Here is a 17,997-nt window from a genome sequence, read left to right on the forward strand (position 1 = left end):
TTAATGTCGAAATGTAGGGTCGATCAGGGTGATGCGCCCTGAGTTAGGACGCGGTGATGGGGCAAGCCCCCGGCGAAAAAGGCCAGAGAGCCGTCCGCCGTTGCTTGCCGGCTGAGTGCAGCCATTCGCCGAGAAGTGGTTCCTGAACGCCGTGGAGACAGGCGACTCGCGTACCCGACATCCGAGTTCCGTGACGCGTAGCCCGAGAGCCGACCGCGCAGAAGAAGCGCGGCTGCGGGATGTGCGTTACCCATTGTTCGTTAGGCCATCACTTGCTTGGAAACATCGTGAAACATCCTGGTCGTCATGCGCAAACGACAGCGCGCCCCCACTTGTCCGTCGTCGGGCGTTCCAAACGAGCGCCTCTTGTCATTGCCGCCTGCTGCGCTGTGCTGCTCGCGGGCTGCCACCACAGCGAAACCCTGGTCAGCGCGCCCAAACCGGTCGTTGCGCTGACGCTGCACCCGGACGGCAACGCCGTCGCCAACACACTGCCGGGGCAAGTGCAGGCGCGGTACTCCACGCCGCTGTCGTTCCGTGTTGCCGGCAAAGTGGTCGAGCGCCGCGTGCGCATCGGCGATACCGTCAAGCAAGGTCAGGTGCTGGCGATGCTCGACCAGGCTGATCTGCGCAACGACCTCGCCAACGCACGGGCGCAACTGGAAGCCGCTGAACACCGGCTGGTCTACGCCAAGCAACAGCTTGACCGCGACCGTGCGCAGTCGCAGGCGAACCTGATTGCGCCGGCGCAGATGGAGCAGACGCAGGACGCCTACGCATCCGCGCTTGCGCAACGCGATTCCGCGCGGGCACAGGCCGCACTCGTTGGCATCGCCTGCGCTACGCAACGCTGGTGGCCGACCACGATGGCGTCATCACCTCGGAAGATGCGGACACCGGCCAGAATGTCCAGGCGGGTCAATCGATCTATCACCTCGATTGGACGGGTGACGTCGACATCGTTTGCGATGCACCGGAGAGCGCGCTGTCCTCGCTGACCGTCGGAAGCAAGGCTCGCGTGAGCCTCCCCGCCGCGCCTTCGCAAAGCTTCGAGGCGCGCGTGCGCGAGGTATCGCCGACGGCCGATCCGCAAAGCCGTACGTGGCGCGTCAAGCTGTCGCTCGTGGCGCCAAACGCAGCGGTGCGCATGGGCATGACCGCCAATATCGCCTTCGATGCCACGGGCGAGGCGGGAGCCTCGCGCCCGTTCAAGCTGCCCGTCACCGCACTCTTTCACCGTGGCGAAGAGCCTGCGGTCTGGGTGGTGCGCGCGAACACAGATACCTTGGAATTGCGCCCCGTCACCATCGCGCGTTACGACGAGCGCAGCGTGCTGGTCGCTTCCGGCTTGCACGACGGTGATCGCGTAGTGATGCAGGGCGTGCATGCCGTCAATGCCGGTCAACACGTACAAGTGGTTGCCCCGCTGCACCCTGAGGACTTTGCATCATGAGCGCCGATGATCGCGAAACCGTGCGAGGCACGGCCCCGGTTACGGCGTCTGCATCTCAGGCGGACGAGGGCGGCTTCAACCTGTCGGCCTGGGCACTACGCCACCAGCAGCTGGTGATCTTCCTGATCGGCCTGGCGACGCTTTTTGGCGTCATTGGCTACACACATCTTGCACAGTCTGAAGATCCGCCGTTCACCTTCCGGACAATGGTGATCCAGACATACTGGCCGGGTGCAACTGCGCGCGAAGTCCAGGAGCAAATTACCGACCGCATCGGGCGCCAGCTTCAGGCTGCACCGTATGTCGACAACATCAAGAGCTACTCGCGTCCCGGCGAGTCGATGATCTTCTTCGCCATGAAAGACGCCGCCCCCGTGAAGGACGTGCCGGAGACCTGGTATCAGGTGCGAAAGAAAGTGGGCGACATCCGCGCGACGTTGCCCAAGGGCACGGTCGGACCGTTCTTCAACGATGAGTTCGGTGATGTCTACACCAACATCTACGCGCTCGAAGGCGACGGCTTCTCGCCGGCACAACTGCACGACTATGCAGACAAGCTGCGCACCGTCCTGCTGCGCGTGCCGGGCGTCGCCAAGGTGGACTACTTCGGTGATCCGGCGGAGCACGTCTTCATCGAAATCTCCAATGCGCAACTGACCCGGCTCGCCATCACGCCGCAGCAGATCGCACAGGCCATCGACGCACAGAACACCGTGGCACCGGTCGGCACGATCACGACCGCCGATGACCGCGTATTCGTACGACCGACCGGCGCGTTCAAGGATGTGCAGGCGCTGTCCGACATGTTGATCACCGTGAACAAGCGGACCTTCCGGCTGGGCGATATCGCCAAGATCACCCGCGGCTATGACGACCCGCCCGTGACGCAGATGCGCACCAACGGCCGTGCAGTGCTTGGCATTGGCGTGACGATGCAGAAGGGCGGCGATGTGATCGACCTCGGCAAAGCGCTCGACGCCACGGCGGGCGAACTGCAGGCGACGCTGCCGGCAGGGCTGAAGCTGTCTGCGGTTTCCAGCATGCCGCATGCCGTCAAGCACTCGGTGGACGAGTTCGTGAGGTCGGTTGGTGAAGCCGTGGCGATTGTTCTGGTGGTCAGCCTTGTGTCGTTGGGCCTGCGCACCGGCATGGTGGTAGTGATCTCCATCCCGATCGTGCTGGCCATCACGGCGCTGTGCATGCACATGTTCGGTATTGGTTTGGACAAGGTTTCGCTGGGCACACTCGTGCTTGCACTCGGCTTGCTTGTTGATGACGCGATTATTGCCGTCGAGATGATGGCCGTGAAGCTGGAGCAGGGATGGAGCCGCTTGCGCGCCGCTGCTTTCGCCTACTCGAGCACGGCATTCCCGATGTTGACTGGCACGCTGGTGACGGTGTCCGGCTTCCTCCCGATCGCGCTGGCCAAGTCGAGCACGGGCGAGTACACGCGCTCGATCTTCGAGGTGTCGGCCATCTCGCTGATCGTTTCGTGGTTTGCTGCCGTGGTCCTGGTACCGCTGCTGGGCTATCACATGCTGCTCGAGCACAAGAACGGCGCTTCTGAACATGGCCATGACCACGATATCTACAACACCGGCTTTTATCAGCGCCTGTCGGGGTGGATCTCGTTCTGCATCGGGCGCCGATGGGCGGTCCTGGGTGTGACTGCCTTGCTGTTTGCGCTGGCCATGGCAGCTTTCACCCTTGTGCCCCAGCAGTTCTTCCCGAACTCGGAACGGCCCGAACTGCTGGTGGACCTTCGCTTGCCGGAAGGGGCGTCGTTTGACGCCACGCTGCGCGAGGCAAAACGTCTGGAGAAAGCCCTGGATGGCCGAAAAGAGATCGAACACTTTGTCGATTACGTCGGCACCGGCGCCCCGCGCTTCTATCTGCCGCTGGACCAGCAGCTTCAGCAGCCGAACTTCGCCCAGTTCGTGATCACGGCCAAGAACGTTGAAGAACGCGATGCGCTCTCGCGCTGGCTCAGCGCCACGCTTGAGAAGGATTTCTCCGGCGTTCGCACCCGTGTGGCCCAACTCGAGAACGGCCCGCCCGTGGGCTTCCCGATCAAGTTCCGTGTGAGCGGCGACAACATTGCCACCGTGCGCAACATCGCTGACAAGGTGGCCGAGAAGGTCCGTGCCGACGCGCGCACCCAAAACGTGCAGTTCGACTGGGATGAACCGGCAGAACGTTCGATGTCGTTCGAGATCGACCAGATCAAGGCGCGCCAGCTTGGGGTGACGTCGGAAGATGTCTCCAACTTCCTCGCCATGACGCTGTCCGGCTACACGGTCACGCAGTATCGCGAACGTGACAAGCTGATCAACGTCGATCTGCGTGCACCGAAGACGGAACGTGTCGACCCCGCCAAGCTCGCCGGCCTGGCCATGCCGACGCCCAACGGCCCGGTTCCGCTCGGTGCGATTGGGCATGTGCAGAACAAGCTCGAGTACGGCGTGATCTGGGAACGCGATCGCCAGCCGACCATCACGGTGCAGGCAGACGTGCGCGGCAACGCGCAGGGCATCGGCGTGACGCATGACATCGATCAGGCCCTGGCCGCAGAACGCGCCAAGCTGCCCGTGGGGTATCGCATCCAGATTGGCGGCGCGGTGGAAGAGAGTGTGAAGGGCCAGACGTCGATCAATGCCGAGATGCCCCTGATGATCATTGCCGTGCTGACGCTGCTGATGATCCAGCTCAAGAGCTTCTCGCGCACGTTCATTGTCGTGTTGACCGCTCCGCTGGGGCTGATTGGCGTGGTGACGGCGCTGCTGCTGTTCGGCAAGCCATTCGGGTTCGTGGCGCTGCTCGGGGTGATCGCCATGTTCGGGATCATCATGCGCAACTCCGTGATCCTGGTGGACCAGATCGACCAGGACATCGCGGCGGGCCAAAAGCGCTTCGACGCCATCATCGGCGCAACGGTGCGGCGCTTCCGGCCCATCATGTTGACGGCCGCTGCCGCCGTGCTGGCGCTGATCCCGCTGCTGCGCTCGGGCTTCTTCGGGCCGATGGCCACCGCGCTGATGGGCGGCATCACCATCGCCACGGTACTGACCATCTTTTTCCTGCCGGCGCTGTATGCCGCGTGTTTCAAGGTGCGCCCGGACGAACGGGACCTGCCTTCGGCCGGCACTGCCGCCCTGGAGAATTGATCATGAAACGCTCTCGTATGACGTGCGCGCTTGTCGCAACGTCGGTGCTCGCTCTCACGGCGTGCTCCGTGGCGCCTACTGCCGTGCCGCCTGCCACGCCTTCGCCGGACCATTACGGTTTAACCACGCAGCCTGCCAAGACGGTGGAAGCGGCCGGCGTTGCCCAGCAGTTTGATGTGGGCGCCGCGCCGGTGCCGCAATGGTGGAAGCTCTATCGCTCCGATGCGCTGAACGCGTTGGTGGAAGAAGGACTGCGCAATAACCCCACGCTGGCTGCAACGCAGAAGACCTTGTCCGCCGCCCAGGAGGAACTGCGTGCGCAGGTGGGTGCATCAACATTGCCGTCCCTGGACGCCGGGGCGCAGGTGGCACGCCAGCGCACGCCGAACCTCACGGGCGTGGGCCCCGAAGCGCTGCGCTACAACGTGTTTGTTGGCCAGTTACAGGCGCATTACACCTTCGACCTGTTCGGTGCCACGCGCTATGCCAATGCCGCGAGCGCGGCGCGGGTGGATGTGCGTGGCTGCGAACTGGAGGCAGCACGGCGTGCCCTCGCGGCGAATATTGTCGGCGCCGTGATCAACGCGGCCGCGCTGGACCAGCAGATCGCCTTGACCGAACGTCTTGTTGTGGTGGCAGACGCGACGGCGCGAGACAGCCTGCGGCGGTACGAGCTGGGGGCGCTCTCGCATGCGCAGGCGCTGGCATCGACGCAGAGCGCCGCATCGCTGGCGGCGACGCTGCCGCAGTTGCGTCAACAGCGTGCGGTGTCGATCCACGCGTTGGCCGTGTTGCTGGGCCGCACACCGGATGCAGCGCCGGCGGTACCCGAGTTCAGCAGCCTTTCGCTGCCGAACCAGGTGCCTGTAGCCGTACCCTCGGATCTGCTCCGTGCCCGGCCGGATATCCGCGCCGCCGCTGCTGCGGTCAGGGCAGCGTCTGCAGACGCAGGCGAGGCCACCGCACAGCTTTTCCCGAGCCTGTCACTCACAGCCTCGCTTGGTCGGGGTGGGTTGAGCTGGCCTGCGCTGCTGTCGGGGGCGGGCGGCTTATGGGCCGTGGGCGCCGGGCTGAGTCAGCCGATCTTCCACGGCGGCGCCTTGATGGCGCACCGCCGCGCCACGCTCGAGCTGTATGACGCAACGGTCCTGCAGTACAAGTCGGCGGTCTTGTCGGCATTTGAAAACGTTGCCGACACGCTCGCCGCGCTGGAGAACGATGCACAGACGCTCGCCTCAGCAGAAGTGGCTTCGACGGCTGCGCGTACGGCCTTCAACGAGACCGCTTCGCGCCGCCGCTTGGGGGCGCTGCCCGCATCTGCGGAGCAGTCGAGCGAGGTGCAGTACCTGAATGCGCAACTCGACACCGTGCGTGCGACCAGCCGGCGCATGAGCGACACGGCTGCCTTGCTGCAGGCCATGGGTGAACTGCCCGCAAACACTGTCCAGACGATCGCCAAGGACTGACATTGCCTTTGGATGGGCTCGGCCTCCACGCGACTCGCGTGGAGTGCCGTGCTTCGCCCGCAATGCCGATTGGCTCCGTCCACGCCCATGGAATCCACCCACCTGATTGCCTGCCATGAGTGCGACCGCGTGTTTCGGCGGCCGCCGCCGTTGGAAGGCTTGAACGTCCGATGCTCGCGTTGTGCGAGCGACCTGAGCAGCGCCCATCTCGCCCGGCCGACACTCGACAACGCAGCTGCGATGGCGGTGGCTGCGCTCATTACGCTGGTGATCGCGCAATGCTTCCCGATCATTGCCCTCAAGGCCCAGGGGATGACGTCGCAAGCCACGTTGCTTGACGCAGTGTCCTCACTTTGGGCGGGACACATGGGCGTCGTGGCTGCGGTCGTGTTTTTCACCACCACGCTTTTTCCCTCGATGGAATTGCTCGCGTTGCTTTACGTGTTGCTTCCGTTGCGCGCGGGCAGTGTGCCGCCCGGATTTCGCCTCGTCATCCGCTTTCTCCAATGGCTTCGCCCTTGGGGAATGATCGAAGTGTTCATGCTCGGCGTGCTGGTCACGACGGTCAAGATGATCAGCCTCGCGCGCGTGATTCCCGGTGCAGGCCTGTTTGCATTCGGCGCGTTGACGGTGCTGCTGGCGCTGGTTTCGCGCTTCGATCCGCACAGGCTCTGGCATGCGTGCGACGAGATTGAGGGTGGGGATGGCGCAGCGCCGTCTGGCGAACTGCGAACTGGCTGGTCGTTGAAAGAACCGGTCGTGGCGGACTCGCTGCAGGCCCTCTCCGCAAAGCAGGCGGGGCTGGTGGTCTGCCACACGTGCGGCAGCGTGCAACAGCTGGATGGCGTCGGGTCGCATCCGCAGTGCCGTCGTTGCCATACGGCCTTGCACGAACGCCGCCCGGCCAGCGTTTCGCGCACTGCCGCATTGCTCCTGGCTGCCGCGCTGCTGTACATCCCGGCCAACCTGCTACCGGTGATGCACAGCACCTCACTCGGGCGCTCGGAAGACGACACGATCCTGAGCGGGGTGGCGTACTTCTGGACCTCCGGCGACTGGGGCCTCGCTGCGGTCGTCTTTATTGCAAGCGTGGTGGTGCCGATGCTCAAGCTCGCCATTCTTGCGCTGCTGGTATTCGCGGCACATCGGCGCTCCACGTGGCGTCCGCACGAAAGGACACGGCTCTATCGCCTTGTCGAACGCATCGGCAGGTGGTCGATGCTCGATGTGTTCGTGGTGGCGCTCACGGTTGCACTGGTGCACTTCGGCTCCTTCGCTGTCATCACCGCGGGCCCGGGGGCACTGGCTTTTGGCGCTGTGGTGATCCTGACGATGATCGCCTCCATGCAATTCGACCCCCGGCTTATCTGGGACCCGATCCCCGACGAAGCACCCGCGCACGACGATTCCTGAGCGGGTCTCGCGCACTCCGTCCGTCCGTCCGTCTTCTCTTCCTTGTAAGCAATGCGTTCTATCGATCTACCTCTTCCCGAGATCACGCCTCCACGGCGTTGGCTCCCTTCCATTGTGTGGCTCGTGCCGCTGATCGCGGCGTTGATCGGGCTTGCGCTGGTTGCCAAGACCATCGCCGAGAAAGGCCCTGTCGTGACCGTCACCTTTTCCAATGCCGAGGGCCTTGAGGCAGGCAAGACCAAGGTGAAGTACAAGGACGTCGAGATCGGCACGATACAAGCCATCTCGCTCACACCGGATCTGAAACGCGTGATGGTGAAGATTCAGCTGGCGCGCGAAGCCGAGCGCTTTGCGGCCAAGGACACCCGGTTTTGGGTGGTCCGACCGCGTGTGGGCGCGAGCGGCATATCCGGGCTGGGCACGTTGCTTTCCGGCGCGTATATCGGCGTGGATATTGGGCATTCCAAAGACAGCCAGACCCAGTTCGTGGGGCTGGAGAGTCCGCCTTCCGTCACCACGGATCAGCAGGGACGCCAGTTCTCGCTGCACGGCGATTCGCTCGGTTCCGTCGATATCGGCGCGCCGGTCTTCTATCGCCATCTGCAAGTGGGGCAAGTGGTGGGCTTTGCGTTGGACAAGCAGGGCGGGGGCGTGCAGGTGAAAGTCTTCGTCAACGCACCCTACGACAAATACGTCGGGACCAACACGCGCTGGTGGCATGCCAGCGGGGTCGACCTCCGGCTCGATTCCAGCGGCCTGAAGCTGAATACGCAATCGCTGGCCACCGTCATCGTTGGCGGGCTGGCGTTTCAGTCGCCGCAGGGCCAGGCGGATGGGCCACCGCCGCCGGACAGCACTGTGTTTCAGTTGGCGTCCGATGAAGCGGATGCGATGCGCGAGCCCGACGGTGCGCCGCTTACTGTGGTCATGCGATTCAACCAGTCGCTGCGCGGTCTGTCTGTCGGCGCACCTGTGGATTTGCGCGGCATTGCATTGGGCAACGTCACCGACATCGGCATCGAGTACGACGAGGCGGCGAAAACGTTCAGCATGCGTGTTGTGATGGCGCTGTATCCGTCGCGGCTCAGCCGGCGCAGCAACACCTCGCTTCCTGCGCCCGACACGCCGGGCGGTCATGAAATGCTGCAGCACTTGGTCATGCAGGGGCTGCGTGGGCAGCTTCGCATGGGCAACCTGCTGACGGGTCAGTTGTACGTTGCGCTCGACATGTTCCCCAAGGCACCGCGTGCGACGGTCGATGTCCATCGGTCGCCGGTGGAGTTGCCGACGGTTCCGAACTCGCTTGATGAATTGCAGGTGCAGCTTGCCGACATCGCGAAGAAGCTCAACCAGGTGCCGTTCGACAAGATCGGCAGCAACCTGAACGGCGCGCTCGAAAATGCAAACCGCCTATTCGGTCATCTGGATACCGAAGTGGTGCCTCAGGCGCGGGACACACTGGCGTCTGCACAGCAGACCTTCAACGCAGCGCAGGCAACCTTGCGGCAGGATTCCCCGCTCCAGTCGGATGTGCACGAGGCGATGCAGGAACTGACGCGCACGCTTCAATCGCTCAATGCGCTGACGGACTATCTGGAACGCCATCCGGAATCGCTGCTGTTTGGCAAGAAAGGAGATGCGCGGTGATGGTGTCGTGGCTCCCAATTTGCCGCACCCTTGCTGGCGTGGTTGCCTGCGCAGCGCTCGCAGCATGCAGCTCGCCGCCGGCGCGCTTTCATAGCTTGCTCGGTGCCGATGCCGATGGCGTTGCGGCGTCCGCACCGGCACAGGCACCTGTGCGAACGTATCTCGTCGATGTGGTGGCGGTACGTGTTCCGCCGTCGGTGGCGGGCAGGCGGCTGGTCGTCCAGGCCGGTTCAGGCCAGGTCGATGTCCTGGAAATGGACCGCTGGGCTTCGCCCGTGGCTGATGAGATTCGTGCGGCGCTGTCGTCCGGGCTGGCGTTGCAGATCCGCGCGATGGACCTGCACGGCCTTCCATACGATGGGAGATGGCCCGTCTACCGCGTGGCCGTGGATGTACAGCGGTTTGATGCTTGGCGCGGCTCGCACGTCCTGATCGATGCGGTCTGGACGATGCGCACCGCGGAAGATCGTCAACTGCTGACGTGCCGCAGCGTCGTCCAGGAGGTCGTATCCGCCGGTATTGACGGCGTGGTAGAGGGCCATCGGCGCGCGCTGAAGGCGCTGGCTTCGCAGATGGCCGAGGCGCTGCTGGCATACGCTGCCGCACCGGCAGAGGTGGTGCGACCGATGCCAGGTTGCCTGGATTCGGCGACCAGTACCGTCGGCAAGTAGGGTTGTTCGCCTAGACGCCCGCGCTGCAACGCGGGCGCTCAGGTCAGCTTGTGCTGTCGGCTGTCTCCACAACGGGCAGCGGCCGGGCGGCCACTTTTTCGGCTTCAGCGCGCTTGAGCCCCAGCGTCTGGAGCAGCGCCGCTGCCGTGCGTTCGGGGAAATGCTCCCCCGAGAAACCCAGCTCCTTGACGATATTCGCGGCCGGCGCATCGGGCGCCAGAAAGTTGAGTTCAGCCGAGACGGCGGTTAGCACAGTGCCGCCGACCGACAGGAATCCGATAAACGGATCCGCCACGACAAACCGCTTTGCCGCGATGCCGCGCTCGATATCGCGCAGCAGGCGCTGGCCGAGGCCGTGCGTCAGCACGCGCGCCGAGAAGCCCTCCCGAATGAGGAAGCGTCCCCACACAGGCTCGCGCCTCGCCCGGACCAACGTATGCCGCACCGACACGGAAATGATTTCGGCCGGGTCGGACAGCCCTTCCGTCAGCTTGTCGAGGGAATCGGCGAACTCTTCAAACACTGCGCTCACCAGCGCGGCGTAGATGGCTTCCTTCGATTCGAAGTGGTTGTAGAACGACCCGAAACCAACGTCCGCCGCCTCGGTGATCTCGTTGATGGCAACGCCCTCCATGCCCCGGTCAGCCATGAGCCGAAGCGCGGCATCCAGCAAGCGCGCGCGCGTTTCCCGCTTACGCCGTGCGCCACGGGGCTCCCGCTCGTCGGCGGCCGGCGCCGCAGGGGTAGGCGTCTTCGCAACGGAGCGCTTCGGAGTTCGGCGAGTCTCGGTGGTGGCCATGATGGTCTGGTGGTCCTTGTCGTGGCCGGAATTATAGATTCGAATGTCGATATTGACAAAATCATCAGGCATGACTTTAATGTCAAAAAAAGGCGGAAGAAGCCTGACTGAGGCGTAGACAAAGAAACGGAGTAGCGGTGGAGACAAAAGCACATGCGCGTGCCAGTTCACGCGTCGCGGATGGCGCATGCCCTCAGGGGGCAGGTGAGTTGCCATCTCAGATAGACATCCTTGTCGTGGGGCTTGGCCCCGTCGGGGCCATGGTGGCCAATCTGCTGGCGCGTCATGGCGTGAGCGTGTTGGCGATCGACAAGGCCCCCGACATCTATATGGCCCCGCGTGCCATTGCGCTGGATAACGAAGCCTTGCGGATCCTGCAACAGGCAGGCATCAGCGAAGGTGATTTCGAAACGGTGGCCATTCCCCACGTCCGGATGCATTCGCCCTGGCTGGGCGAATTCGGGCGTGTCAACACGCTGGGCAGCCTGGATGGCCATCCGAAGCTCGTCACGTTCTATCAGCCCGATCTGGAGCGCTGTCTGCGCGCACGCCTGGCAGCGCACGGTGATGTGCATGTCGCGCTCGGCACCACGCTGCTCAGCATCACGAATCAGCCGGATGGCGTACTGGCTTCGCTGGATATCGGGTGCGGGCAGGTACACCGGGTCCGCGCTCGCTACCTGGTGGGTGCAGACGGGGCGAGTTCGCTCGTGCGCCACCTGATCGGGCAGGAATTCCGGGGCACGACGTACGCGGAGGATTGGCTCATTGTCGATGCGCGTCATGTCCCCAAGCCGATCGACCATGTTGAATTTCTCTGCGACCACCGGCGCCCCACGCCGCACATGGTCGCCCCAGGCGCGCGCGAGCGTTGGGAGTTCATGCTCCAGCCAGGCGAGAGCCGCGACGACATGGAATCGGACAGCCGTATTCGCGAGCTGCTGGCGCCGTGGACGGACGTTGACAGCATCACGATCGAACGCAAGGCGGTCTATCGCTTTCATGCCAGAACCGTCGACCGGTTCAGCGTTGGCCGGGTGTTTCTCGTTGGTGATGCGGCGCACATCACCCCGCCATTTGTTGGCCAGGGGCTGGTCGCCGGACTGCGGGACGCCGCCAACCTGAGCTGGAAGCTGGCCTGGGTGCTCCAAGGGCGGGCGGATGCGCAGATTCTCGACACCTACGACGAGGAGCGCCGCCCGCACGCGAAAGCCATGATCAATCTCGCGCGGTTCATGGGCAAGCTGGTGATGCCGCGCAGTGCGCCCATCGCGCTGTTGACGCACGGCTTGATGCGCTTGACCCGGCTGGTGCCGGGCCTGCGTTCGCAATTCGAGGAGTTGCGCATCAAGCCGAAGAACGCGTTCAAGACCGGACTGTTCGTCAAAGGATGCTCGTCCACCAAGCTGATGCGCGGTGGAGTGATCCCGCAGGGCTGGGTCAGGAACGCGGAGGGCCACATGTGCCTGAGCGACGACGTGCTCGGCCATGGATACACGCTCGTCAGTTTCGGCTGCGACGCCCGCGCCGCGCTGGAGCCCGCAATGGCAGCGGCATTCGACCGCCTGGGCGGTACGTTCGTTCGGATCGCGCATCGGGGGCAGCCTCTGCACCGTGAGGTGCCCGGCGTTTGGGAGGACCTCAACGGCACGTTCCTTCCCGACGCGGTGCCCGTGGGCTGGGCGGCCGTTGTGCGCCCGGATCGCACGGTCGTCCATGACGGGCCAGCCGCCGAGGTAGACCGCCTCGTTCACGAGAGCCTGGCGCTGCTCGGCGGCCGAGCTGAGCCCGTGCCCGCCACTGCCGCCGCCGTTCAATCCGCCTGAGTGTCTTGCCATGAAACTCACCACAGCACAGCCTGCGCGCCATCCGCAGCCGACGACCAAGGCGTTGGCGCTCGCCTACCTGATGTTCGATCGGCCCGATCTCGAGCGCGCCGAGCGATTCCTCAATGACTTTGGTCTCGTGACGGTGCAGCGCGGCGAGGCGACATTGCTCTTGCGCGGCACCGGCCCGGCGCCGTTCTGCTATGTCGTGCGCAAGGCGCCAAAGGCCGCGTTTGCCGGCTTCGGGTTGCAGGTCGCCGGACGCGCAGCCCTGGATGCCCTGTCAAAGCTGCCCGGAGCCTCGACCGTGGAGCCGTTGGATTGGCCGGGTGGTGGCTATCGCGTGCGACTCGTTGATCCGTCCGGCTTCCGCGTCGATGCCATTGCGGATCAGGCACCGACAACCGAGTTGCCGCACCGTTCAGCGTTGTCGCTCAACTCGGTGGACGCCCCTTTGCGCATCAACGAAACGCAGCGGCCGCCCGTGGGTACACCCGAGGTGATTCGCCTGGGGCATGTCGTTCTGGAGCTTGCCGACTTTCAGGCCACCTGCGCCTGGTACACGCAGCACTTCGGTTTCATACCGAGCGACGTGCAGGTGTTGCCGGACGGCTCGCCTGCGATCGCATTCATGCGGCTGGATTTGGGCGACACGCCGGCCGACCACCACACGCTCGCGCTGGCTCAGGGTTTTGTGTCGAAGTACAGCCACAGCGCCTTCGAACTGATCGACGCCGATGCCGTCGGCATGGGGCACCGCATGCTGCGCGAGCAGGGGTGGAAGCACGCCTGGGGGTTGGGGCGGCACATTCTCGGAAGCCAGATTTTCGACTACTGGCAAGACCCGTGGGGCGACAAGCACGAGCACTACTGCGACGGTGACTTGTTCACCGCAGATCAGCCGACCGGCATTCACCCGGTCAGCCGCGAGGCCATGTCGCAGTGGGGGCAGTCGATGCCTGCCAGCTTCACCAAGCCGAAGCTGACACCGGCGGCCATTGCGGCCCTCATCCGTAACCTGCGGCGCAGCCCCGACCTGACGCTGCGCAAGCTGGTCACGCTCGCCCGGATCTTTGCCTGAGGCAGCGCAAGCGCCCTCCGCCGTCACCCATCCAACGCATCTTTTGTTATGTCCATCAATATCGTTCGCTTTGAATACCAGGATCAGACCCAATGGGGCGTGATCCGCGATACACGCATTACGCCCGTGCCTGGCACCTATGCCACGACCGGTGACTTCGTTCGCAATACAACCTTGGCCCAGCTTGCCTCGCTGGATGGTGAAGCGATCGCGGTGTCTGCCGTGAAGCTCCTGTCTCCGGTCACGCGCAATCAGCAGTTCATCTGCCAGGGCGCGAACTACCGCCAGCACATGATCGAGTCCGGCATGGACCCCGACGTGAAGACGTACAACATGATCTTCACCAAGGCTTCGAGCTGTATCGTTGCGGCCGACAGCGACGTGATCAAACCGAAGCGCGTGCAGTTTCTCGATTACGAGATCGAGCTTGGCCTCGTGATGCGCCAATCGATTCACGGGCCAGTCGACGTGACAGACGACAACCTGCACGAATACGTGGCGGGCGCCGTGATCGTGAACGACTATTCCGCGCGCGACGTCCAGATCCCCCAGATGCAGTTCTACAAGGGCAAGTCGTTCCGTACGTTCGGGCCGGTGGGCCCGTGGCTCACGCTGCTGGAACCGCGCGAGATCTCTGCGCTCAGGAGCCTGCAGCTCAAGCTGACCGTCAACGACAAGCTGCGGCAGAACGACACGACAGCCAACCTCGTCTACGGCCCGGCCGAGACGCTGACCGAGCTGTCCCGCGTGCACGACCTGGAAGCGGGCGATTTGCTGGCCACCGGCACACCCGCAGGCTGCGCGCTGTCCGTGCCGTCACCAACCAAGCAGAAGATGGCCGCGATGCTGCCCGAGAAGGCGAAGTGGGAGATGTTCCTGAAAGTGCAGGCGGCGCGCCCTCAATACCTGAAGCCGGGCGACGTGGTGGAAGCACGCATCCACTCGTTGGACGGACGGATCGATCTGGGCACGCAGCGCAATCGCATCGTTGCCGAGGAGTAAGCGCCATGTCCGGTTTTTCCAGCCTGCAAGACGTGGAAGCCGTGGAAGGGCAGGGTCTTCCGCCCGATCTTCCGCAGAGCACATACGAAATGATCCGTCGCGGCGCCAGCGTGAATCCAGAGGCGCCGGCATTGAGCTTCTTTCTGAGCGTCAATGACCACCGCACCCCGCAGACGTGGAGCTACGCAGCGCTTCTTGAACGCATCACGCAGACGGCCAATTTCTTCGACAGCATCGGTGTCAAGAAAGACAGCGTGATTGCATTTGTGTTGCCCAACCTGCCGGAAACACATTTCGTGATCTGGGGCGGGCAGGCGGCCGGCATCGTCGCGGCGTTCAATCCGCTGCTTGAAGGGCCCGCGCTGGCCGAACTGCTCAACGCCGCCGGTGCGTCGGTGCTGGTCACGTTGGCACCGTTTCCCGGCACCGATACCTGGGTCAAGCTGCAGCCGCACTTGCCCGCCATCAAGAGCCTGCGGCACCTGGTGCTGGTCAACCTGGCCGACCGTGTGCATGCCGCGGCGCAATGTGCCGTGCAGATACAAAAGAACGAAGCGCTGCGATTGCTGGGTCCGCAAGGCGTGCATGGCGCAGTCCCGGTGTCGGTGCGCATCCACGATTTCAACAGCGCCATCCAGGCGCAGCGTGGTGATGGCCTGAACAGCCGGCGGCACATTGCCGCACAGGATGCGTCTTCGTACTTCTGTACGGGTGGCACCACCGGCTTGCCGAAGATTGCGATGCGTACCCACGGTAATGAAGTCGCAAACGCGTGGAGCACGGCGCAGGTGCTGGGCGAGGGCATCGGCCCCGGCAAGGTGGTGTTTTGCGGCTTGCCGTTGTTCCACGTCAATGGCGTTCTGGTGACCGGGCTGCTGCCGTTTTCCAGAGGCGCGCATGTCGTGCTTGGCACGCCGCAGGGCTATCGCGGCGATGGCGTGATCCAGCGCTTCTGGGAGATCGTGGAGCACCATCGTGTGAATTTCTTCAGCGGCGTGCCGACGCTCTACGCTTCGCTGCTGCAGGTGCCCGTTGGGGAGCGGGATGTGCGATCGCTCGAATACGGCCTCTGCGGCGCCGCGCCCATGCCGGTCGAAGTCTTTCGCCGCTTCCAGGAGCAGACGGGCATCAAGATTCTCGAAGGCTATGGGCTGACGGAAGCGACCTGCGTGAGCAGCGTCAACCCGCCGATGGGCGAGCGCCGCCTTGGCTCCATCGGCCTGCGCGTGCCCATGCAGCAGATGAAGACCGTCGTGCTGGACGAGGGCGGGGCATATCTGCGTGATTGCGTTGTAGACGAGGTGGGCGTGTTGGTGGTGTCTGGCCCCAACGTCTTTTCGGGCTACCGCCAGGCCGGGCAGAACGAGGGGCTCTGGGTCGATACGGGCGATGGATGGCGGTGGCTCAATACCGGCGACCTGGCGCGGCAGGATGAACAGGGCTACTTCTGGCTCACGGGCCGCAAGAAGGAACTGATTATCCGCGGCGGTCACAACATCGATCCGCTCACCATCGAAGCGCCGCTGCATCGCCACCCTGCGGTGCAGATTGCCGCCGCCGTCGGGCGCCCGGATGTGCATGCGGGCGAGCTGCCGGTTGCCTACGTGCAACTGCGTGCCGGTGCGTCCGCCACGGAAGCCGATCTGCTGGCCTTCCTGAAGGCGGAAATTGCCGAACGTGCGGCGTTGCCCCGGCAGGTCAACATCATTGAAACGATGCCTTTGACCGCCGTGGGCAAGATCTTCAAGCCCGCACTCAGGCACCGTGAAACGCGTGAAGCCCTGTCCGCAGCCCTCAAGGATGCGGGTATCGCCTTTGAGGCTCTGGAAGTGGCGGAAGACAAATCCAGAGGGCTTGTGGCGACGGTCAGGCTCGACGCCAGCGCATCGATTGCCGCCGCGCGTGAAGTACTCGGCCGCTTTCCATTTCCCTTTTCCGTCAATTGATTGAAGTGCCGGTGAAGCAGCGTCCTGGCTGATCCGGCTGAAGGAGGAATTCCTCGCCTGCGCACTGTCGCGTGAGCAGGCGAAGTGCCCCGCGCCGCATGGTGGCGCATTCCTGCAGTTGCAGTACCCACATTAGAAAAATCGGAGACAACATGAAGCACACACGCGCGGCAATGCTCTTGTCGCTCGCGGCGACCTCGCTCGCCCATGCGCAATCGGCAGGGCAGTGGGTCGTCAATGCTGGCTGGATGCATCTCGCCCCTCAAGATTCCAGCCAACCGCTGACGGTGCATGCACTCGGGCAATCGGCCGAGGTGCCCGGCAGCGGGTCGACGCTGGCCAACGCCAATACCTTCGCGCTCACCACACGGTATTTCGTCACGGATCATGTGGCCCTGGAAACGGTGCTGGGCGTCCCGCCCAAGCTGCACCTGAGCGGAACCGGATCACTCGCACCGGTTGGTGAGTTGGGCACCGCCCGGGCATGGAGCCCGGCTGCGCAAGTGCAATACCACTTTGGTGAACCGAATGCGCGCGTGAGGCCGTACCTCGGCGTGGGGCTTGGCTATGTCTGGTATCGGGATATCGAGTTGAGCCGGCCGTTGGCAACCGGGCAGATTCTCGCCTCGCCAACCACGGGCTCCATGTTGGTCGGCCCGACTACGGCATCGCTCAGCAAATCGTTCGCCCCCATCGTCAATGCCGGCTTGACTTACAACCTCGACGCCCATTGGTCGATCGGCGCATCGGTGTCGTATATGTGGTTGTCCACCAAGGCAACGCTGACGACGCAGGCGCCAGTGGGCAGCGTGACAACGACGACGAAGGTGCGGATCAACCCGTTGGCGAGTTTTCTGTCGGTGGGGTACCGGTTCTAGCGGCCGCGTGCTTGCTCAGACGCCAATCGCGCCGTCGTCCAACTTGAAGATGGAGACGGCGCGGCGCGGTGCACCGGCCTGCTCGGCCACCGCGTTTGCCGCCGCAGAGGCCTCTTCCACCAACGCCGCGTTCTGCTGCGTGACTTCTTCGATCTGGCCCACTGCGATGTCGACCTGCTCGATGCCGGTGCTCTGCTCGGTGGAGGCTGACGAAATCTCAGTCGGCAGTTTTCGCGGAGACCGCTGTGCTCTCCCTGGCGATTTACCGCGCTGCTTCGTCTAGCAGACGCGCAGGCTCGCGATCCACGCCCGCGACCACCTTGTTGCCTACGGTGGGGTCGAAGGAAGCGGCCACGAACATATCGTGGCCCTTGCAGTACCCCACGCCCATGGCGAGGTGAGCCGTTCAAAATTCCGCGATGAGGTCTCGGCTCTTACCCGGCGGGAGTGATGCCTGGTGCGTCTTTGCCTGGTCAGCAACTGCTAGCTCGTCCTTGAGGAAGGCGGCCCAGTGGTTGCCGAGCTTTATGGGGTCTTCGCCGCGCAGCAGCGTGTCTTTCCACATCACGCGCAGCAAGCCTTCCAGGATTTCGCTACACTATTAATTGACGAATCAATCGTTGATGCAGCATTTATATTGCCGCTCCCCGT

12 protein-coding genes and 2 pseudogenes are annotated in these 17,997 nt (G+C 63.9%); 11 read left to right on the top strand and 3 right to left on the bottom strand.

From position 1 onward, the window contains the following. Positions 1-287: 287 nt before the first annotated feature. From ACUXH0_RS23805 to ACUXH0_RS23830, 6 genes and pseudogenes are all read left to right on the top strand, one after another. Positions 288-1,453, top strand: a pseudogene (locus tag ACUXH0_RS23805) (efflux RND transporter periplasmic adaptor subunit). Then, positions 1,450-4,617, top strand: a complete 3,168-nt coding sequence (locus ACUXH0_RS23810; protein WP_024541873.1) for an efflux RND transporter permease subunit — start codon at positions 1,450-1,452, stop codon at positions 4,615-4,617. Before ACUXH0_RS23805 ends, ACUXH0_RS23810 begins: the two are co-directional and overlap by 4 nt. Before the next feature lie 2 nt (positions 4,618-4,619). Next, positions 4,620-6,083, top strand: coding sequence for an efflux transporter outer membrane subunit (locus tag ACUXH0_RS23815; protein WP_024541874.1), 1,464 nt, complete (start codon positions 4,620-4,622; stop codon positions 6,081-6,083). An 87-nt stretch (positions 6,084-6,170) separates the two neighbouring features. Then, a complete protein-coding gene (locus ACUXH0_RS23820; RefSeq protein WP_024541875.1) occupies positions 6,171-7,496 on the top strand; it encodes a paraquat-inducible protein A in 1,326 nt (441 codons plus the stop codon). Positions 7,497-7,547: 51 nt separating this feature from the next. Then, positions 7,548-9,143 (top strand): PqiB family protein, encoded by a 1,596-nt coding sequence (locus ACUXH0_RS23825; RefSeq protein ID WP_024541876.1) that lies wholly within the window; start codon positions 7,548-7,550, stop codon positions 9,141-9,143. After that, on the top strand, positions 9,143-9,814 hold the full coding sequence (locus ACUXH0_RS23830; RefSeq protein WP_182594713.1) for a PqiC family protein: 672 nt from the start codon (positions 9,143-9,145) through the stop codon (positions 9,812-9,814). The genes ACUXH0_RS23825 and ACUXH0_RS23830 overlap by 1 nt, the downstream gene beginning before the upstream one ends. Before the next feature lie 43 nt (positions 9,815-9,857). Here the strand turns inward: ACUXH0_RS23830 and ACUXH0_RS23835 are convergent, their stop codons facing one another. Then, positions 9,858-10,613 carry a TetR/AcrR family transcriptional regulator gene (locus ACUXH0_RS23835; protein WP_182594746.1) on the bottom strand — a complete coding sequence of 252 codons (756 nt, stop codon included), beginning with the start codon at positions 10,611-10,613 and terminating at the stop codon, positions 9,858-9,860. 137 nt (positions 10,614-10,750) lie between these two features. Here ACUXH0_RS23835 and ACUXH0_RS23840 point away from each other — a divergent pair, with 137 nt between their 5' ends. The 5 genes from ACUXH0_RS23840 (at position 10,751) to ACUXH0_RS23860 (ending at position 17,346) form a co-directional block, all read left to right on the top strand. Next, positions 10,751-12,439, top strand: coding sequence for a bifunctional 3-(3-hydroxy-phenyl)propionate/3-hydroxycinnamic acid hydroxylase (locus tag ACUXH0_RS23840; RefSeq protein WP_182594712.1), 1,689 nt, complete (start codon positions 10,751-10,753; stop codon positions 12,437-12,439). Positions 12,440-12,449: 10 nt separating this feature from the next. Beyond that, positions 12,450-13,520: a VOC family protein gene (locus ACUXH0_RS23845; RefSeq protein ID WP_182594711.1), complete on the top strand. Its 1,071-nt coding sequence runs from the start codon at positions 12,450-12,452 to the stop codon at positions 13,518-13,520. 48 nt (positions 13,521-13,568) lie between these two features. Then, entirely contained in the window at positions 13,569-14,522 is a 954-nt protein-coding gene (locus ACUXH0_RS23850; protein ID WP_182594710.1) for a fumarylacetoacetate hydrolase family protein, read from the top strand. Between the two features lie 5 nt (positions 14,523-14,527). Next, positions 14,528-16,468 (top strand): acyl-CoA synthetase, encoded by a 1,941-nt coding sequence (locus ACUXH0_RS23855; RefSeq protein WP_182594709.1) that lies wholly within the window; start codon positions 14,528-14,530, stop codon positions 16,466-16,468. A 152-nt stretch (positions 16,469-16,620) separates the two neighbouring features. Beyond that, the gene (locus ACUXH0_RS23860; RefSeq protein ID WP_182594708.1) at positions 16,621-17,346 is read left to right on the top strand and encodes an OmpW/AlkL family protein; all 726 of its coding nucleotides are present in this window, start codon (positions 16,621-16,623) and stop codon (positions 17,344-17,346) included. A gap of 15 nt (positions 17,347-17,361) precedes the next feature. Here ACUXH0_RS23860 and ACUXH0_RS23865 read toward each other — a convergent pair. Next, positions 17,362-17,577: pseudogene (locus tag ACUXH0_RS23865) on the bottom strand (methyl-accepting chemotaxis protein); the annotation flags it as partial. A 175-nt stretch (positions 17,578-17,752) separates the two neighbouring features. Next, entirely contained in the window at positions 17,753-17,914 is a 162-nt protein-coding gene (locus ACUXH0_RS23870) for a hypothetical protein (protein WP_238563842.1), read from the bottom strand. Positions 17,915-17,997 lie beyond the last annotated feature (83 nt).

The sequence above is a fragment of the Ralstonia sp. 110700041-2 genome (assembly GCF_056280165.1).